This window comes from Clavibacter sp. MX14-G9D (genome assembly GCF_032917815.1).
Lineage (GTDB): Bacteria > Actinomycetota > Actinomycetes > Actinomycetales > Microbacteriaceae > Clavibacter > Clavibacter michiganensis_K.
Genome location: NZ_JAVCVL010000196.1, coordinates 1 through 4,983, shown reverse-complemented (window position 1 = coordinate 4,983; position 4,983 = coordinate 1). Strand labels below are relative to the sequence as shown.

Sequence of the window (4,983 nt, the reverse complement as noted above, 5' to 3'; positions counted from 1 at the left end):
CGCCGACCACCTCGTGCAGGCGCTCGCCGCCGTCGCGCCGGGCGGGCCGGCGGAGGGCGTGCGGCTGGAGGCGGTGGTGGCGGGCAGCCTGCTCGACGGGTTCGAGTGGGAGGCGGGACGCCGGGCGCCCCGCGGGCTGGTGCACGTGGACCCGCGCACGGCCGACCGCACGCCGCGGACGTCGTACCGCTTCCTCCGCGACACCCTGCGCGAGCGCGGCTGAGGCGGGCGACGGCGGCGTCGAGGGCCGCGGGACGCCCCCAATAGGGGTGCGCGGGGCCCCCATCACCGGGTCCTCCCCAGGGCCGCGCGTAGGATCCTCACCATGGAATTGTGGATCGCGCTCGGAGTCGTCGTGCTCCTGGCAGTGCTCGTCGGCATCTACCTCTGGGCGACCTACAACGCCCTCGTCACCCTGAACGTCCGCGTGGACGAGGCGTGGAGCGACATCACGGTGCAGCTGAAGAGGCGGGCGGACCTGCTGCCGACCATCATCGAGTCGGTCAAGGGCTACGCCAACCACGAGCAGCGCGTCTTCGAGTCCGTGGCCTCCGCGCGCACCGAGACGATCAGCGCCGCGAACCCGGCCGAGGCCAGCGCCGCCGAGGAGCACCTGCAGGGCGCCATGAAGTCCCTGTTCGCGGTCGCCGAGGCGTACCCGCAGCTCCAGACGAGCCAGACGTTCCTGCAGCTGCAGGGCGAGCTGGTGGACACCGAGGACCGCATCCAGGCCTCGCGCCGGTTCTACAACGGCGGCGTCCGCGAGCTGAACACCAAGATCACGCAGTTCCCGAACACGCTCTTCGTGCGCGGGCTCGGCTTCGGCGAGCGGGACTTCTACGAGGTCTCGAGCCTCGCGTCCATCGCCGAGCCGCCGCGCGTGCAGTTCTAGCGGGCTCCGGCCGAGCGGCGCCCGGCGGTCGCGGCGTCCTCGCCGCTCATCCTGGCGCGTCCCCGGCGGGCTCCGGATCCGTCGCCGTCACCTCGGGCAGGTGCGCGCGCAGCGCCGCCGCGAGCGTGCCCCGCTCCACCACGCCGACCGACCCGAGCCCCTGCCACTCCGCCGCGCGCTCGAGCAGCGGCGCGATGCGCCCGGCCACGACGGTCGGGTCGTGCCCGGCCTCGACCCACGACGCCTGCACCCGCAGCACGCCCGCCTGCCGGTCGCTCTTGAGGTCGACCCGGGCGACGATCTCGTCGTCCACCAGCACGGGCAGCACGTAGTAGCCGTGCAAGCGCCGCGCGGCCGGCGTGTAGATCTCGATCCGGTAGTGCAGGTCGAAGACCCGCAGCGCCCGCTCCCGGAACCAGACGACGGGGTCGAAGGGCGACAGGAGCGCCTCCCCGCGGATCCGCCGCGGCAGGCGCGCGTCCCGGTGCAGCCACACGGGCAGCGGCCGCCCGCGCCCCTCCCACCCGGGCACGGTCACCGGCAGCACCTCGCCCGCGTCGGCGAGGTCGCGGAGCGCGCGGTCGGTCGCGGCGCGGGACAGGCGGTGGTAGTCGCCGAGGTCGGCGGCCGTGCCGATCCCGTGCGCGACGGCGGACCGGCGGACGAGCTCCCGCACGGCATCATCCTCGGGCACGTCGCGCGCGAGGACGGCCGCGGGCAGCACGTCCTCCGCGAGCCCGTAGACGCGCTCGAACCCGCGGCGGCCGGCGCTCGCGATCTCGCCCCACGCGAACATCGCCTCCAGCGCCCGCTTCACGTCCGACCACCCCCACCACGGACCCGTGCGGACGTTCGCCTCGTGCTCGACGGCGCTCGCGGGCACGGGGCCGGTGCGCGCGAGCTCGGCGCGCAGCTCCCGGATGAGGGGCGCGTGCTCCAGCGCCCAGGAGCCCGGGCGTGTGCGGCGGGCGCGCTCCGCGTCCATCCGCCAGCGGAACAGGGGAAGGTCGTCCACGGGCAGCACGGCCGCCTGGTGCGCCCAGTACTCGGTGTACGGGCCGCCGCCGCCGAACAGCATGCGGTCGAGCGCGGCGCGGTCGTAGGGGCCGACGCGGGCGAGCACGGGGAGGTGGTGGCTGCGCTCGAAGACGTTGACGGAGTCGATCTGCAGCAGACCCAGCCGGCGGATCTCCGCGGCGAGACGGCGCGTGCCGGCGGGGGAGGCGTACGGCCGGCCGAGCCCCTGCGCCGCCAGCGCGACGCGTCGGGCGAGGGCGGGGGAGACGGTGTCGACCATGCCCCGACGCTACCCGCGGCCCCCGACGGGGATCCGGCCGGCCGGGCCGCGCATCCGCCCGGCACCGGCTCACGGGAGGCCCGTCCTAGACTCCCAGCATGATCTTCGGCCAGCGATCCCGCGCCCGCGCCGCGGCGGACGCCCGCGCGGTCGAGCGCCGCGCCGATCCCGACATCGACAGCGTCCAGCCGGTCGCGCGCACGGTCGCGGAGACCGTGCCGCCGGGCATGGTCATCGCGGGCGCGTGGGCGTGGCGCCTGCTCCTCATCCTCGGCGTGCTGGGGGTCGTGGGCTGGCTCGTGATCCAGCTCGAGTACGTCGTGATCCCGCTGCTGCTCGCCATCGTCCTCGCGGCGCTCCTCGTGCCCATCTCGTCGTGGATGCAGCGCCACCACGTGCCCAAGTGGCTCGCGGTCGCGATCTCCGAGATCGGCGTCATCGTCGCGGTGGCGGCGCTCGTCTACCTCGTGACGACGCAGATCATCGGCCAGTACGACTCCATCCGGGCGCAGACGCTCACGCGCTACGCGGACGTCCGCGGCTTCCTCACCGACGGCCCGCTGCAGCTCTCCGAGGCGCAGCTGAACGACGCGTACACCCAGGCGGTCGACGCGGTGCAGCGCGACGCGGGCGTGCTGCTGAGCGGCGCGCTGTCCGTCACCTCCTCGCTCGGGCACGTGCTCGCGGGCGTCCTGCTGGTGCTGTTCTCGACCCTGTTCATCCTCATCGACGGCGCGGGCATGTGGCGCTGGGTCGTCCGCCTGTTCCCGCGGCTGGCGCGGCCCGCCGTCGACGGCGCCGGCCGGGCGGGCTGGACCACGCTGCAGAACTTCGTGAAGGTGCAGGTGCTCGTCGCCCTCATCGACGCGGTCGGCATCGCGGGCGGCGCCGCCATCATCGGGGTGCCGCTGGCCATCCCCATCGGCGTGCTGGTGTTCCTCGGGTCCTTCATCCCCATCGTCGGCGCCGTCGTCACGGGCACGCTCGCCGTGTTCGTCGCGCTCGTCTACAACGGGCTCACGCAGGCGCTCATCATGATCGCGATCGTGCTCATCGTGCAGCAGGTGGAGGGGCACGTCCTCCAGCCGCTCATCATGGGCTCGGTCGTGAAGGTGCACCCGCTCGCCGTGGTCTTGTCGGTCGCAGCCGGCGGGATGGTCGGCGGCATCGCGGGCACGTTCTTCGCCGTGCCGCTCGTCGCCACCGTCAACTCCATGGTCAAGCACGTGGCGAGCGGAGCCTGGCGCGGGCAGCCCGAGCCCCCGCCTCCCGCCGTCCCCGCCGACGCCTCGCACGCCACCCGCCGTCCCCGCCCCAGGAAGCGCACCCCATGACCGACGCCGCCACCGCCCCCGCCGCGCACGCCGACCCGCCGCTCCTGCGCGCCGTCGGCGACGAGCTCGATCCGAGCCAGCTGGGGGAGGACGCCGCCGCCCTCGCCGGGGAGCTGCCGCGCGGATCCGCGCCCACGCTCGCCCGCATCGAGGAGGCCCGCCAGGTCGTCGGCCGCGTGGCCGACGTGACGCCGATGGAGTCCTCGCGCTTCCTCGCGGAGATCCTCGGCAGCCCCGTGCACCTCAAGTGCGAGAACCTGCAGCGCACCGGGTCGTACAAGATCCGCGGCGCCTACAACCGCATCTCGCGGCTCACCGACGAGGAGAAGGCGCGGGGCGTGGTCGCCGCCTCCGCGGGCAACCACGCGCAGGGCGTCGCCTTCGCGGCGCGCGAGCTCGGGATCCGCGCGACGATCTTCATGCCCACGGGCGTCGCGCTGCCGAAGCTCCAGGCCACCCGGCAGTACGGCGCGGAGGTCATCCTGCGCGGCCACACGGTCGCGGAGCCGCTGCTGGCCGCCGCGGAGTTCGCGGCGCAGACCGGCGCGGTGCTCATCCCGCCCTTCGACCACGAGGACGTCATCACGGGCCAGGCCACGCTCGGCCTCGAGATCCTCGACCAGACGCCCGACGTCGAGACGGTCGTCGTCCCCATCGGCGGCGGCGGGCTCATCTCGGGCGTCGCGACCGCGCTGAAGCTCCGCGCCGCGCAGGAGGGCCGGACGATCCGCGTCGTCGGCGTGCAGGCCCGGAACGCCGCCGCGTACCCGCCCTCGCTCGCCGCGGGCCGCGCGACCGAGATCGAGATCACGCCCACCATCGCCGACGGCATCGCGGTCGCGAAGCCGGGCCTGCTGAACTTCGACATCATCCGCGACAGCGTGGACGAGGTGGTCACGGTGGAGGACGACGACACGGCGCGAGCCCTGCTCCTCCTCCTGGAGCGCGCGAAGCTCGTGGTGGAGCCGGCCGGCGCCGTGGGCGTCGCGGCGATCCTCGCGGGCCTCGTGCGGGACGCCGGCCGCACGGTCGTCATCCTCTCCGGGGGCAACATCGATCCGCTCATGATGGAGCGCGTCATCAGCCGGGGCCTCGCCGCGTCCGACCGCTACGTGAAGCTGCGGATCATGCTGCCCGACCGCCCCGGCCAGCTCGCGCGCACCTCGCAGATCATCTCCGAGGCGAACGCCAACGTGGTCGAGGTGCTGCACACGCGGCACGGCCAGGGACTGCAGATCAGCGAGGTCGAGCTCGAGGTGAGCGTCGAGACCCGGGGCCCGGAGCACACCGCCGAGGTCGTCCAGCGCCTGCGCGAGGCCGGGTACGACCCGCGCCTGCAGCGCGACTGACGACGCGCCGGCACCTGGGACGGCGGAGGGGCCGCGGACCATCCGGTCCGCGGCCCCTCCGCCGTCGCATGCGTCGCATGCGTCGCATGCGTCGCATGCGTCGCATGCGTC

The 4,983-nt window shown here is 74.5% G+C and carries 5 protein-coding genes; 4 read left to right on the top strand and 1 reads right to left on the bottom strand.

All coding sequences use genetic code 11. The features are described from left to right. Together Q6969_RS12895 and Q6969_RS12890 are read left to right on the top strand one after the other, a co-directional pair. Positions 1-223: family 1 glycosylhydrolase (locus Q6969_RS12895; RefSeq protein WP_317230792.1), on the top strand; the 223-nt coding region annotated here is incomplete at its 5' end. 102 nt (positions 224-325) lie between these two features. Then, the gene (locus Q6969_RS12890) at positions 326-892 is read left to right on the top strand and encodes a LemA family protein (protein WP_317230791.1); all 567 of its coding nucleotides are present in this window, start codon (positions 326-328) and stop codon (positions 890-892) included. Positions 893-938: 46 nt separating this feature from the next. On the opposite strand, the gene Q6969_RS12885 is transcribed toward Q6969_RS12890, so the two are convergent. After that, positions 939-2,189 carry a DNA glycosylase AlkZ-like family protein gene (locus Q6969_RS12885; protein ID WP_317230790.1) on the bottom strand — a complete coding sequence of 417 codons (1,251 nt, stop codon included), beginning with the start codon at positions 2,187-2,189 and terminating at the stop codon, positions 939-941. 98 nt (positions 2,190-2,287) lie between these two features. Between Q6969_RS12885 and Q6969_RS12880 the strand changes: the two genes are divergently transcribed. After that, a complete protein-coding gene (locus tag Q6969_RS12880; RefSeq protein WP_317230789.1) occupies positions 2,288-3,523 on the top strand; it encodes an AI-2E family transporter in 1,236 nt (411 codons plus the stop codon). Beyond that, the gene (gene ilvA / locus Q6969_RS12875) at positions 3,520-4,872 is read left to right on the top strand and encodes a threonine ammonia-lyase (RefSeq protein ID WP_317230788.1); all 1,353 of its coding nucleotides are present in this window, start codon (positions 3,520-3,522) and stop codon (positions 4,870-4,872) included. The genes Q6969_RS12880 and ilvA overlap by 4 nt, the downstream gene beginning before the upstream one ends. The last annotated feature ends 111 nt before the right edge of the window (positions 4,873-4,983 follow it).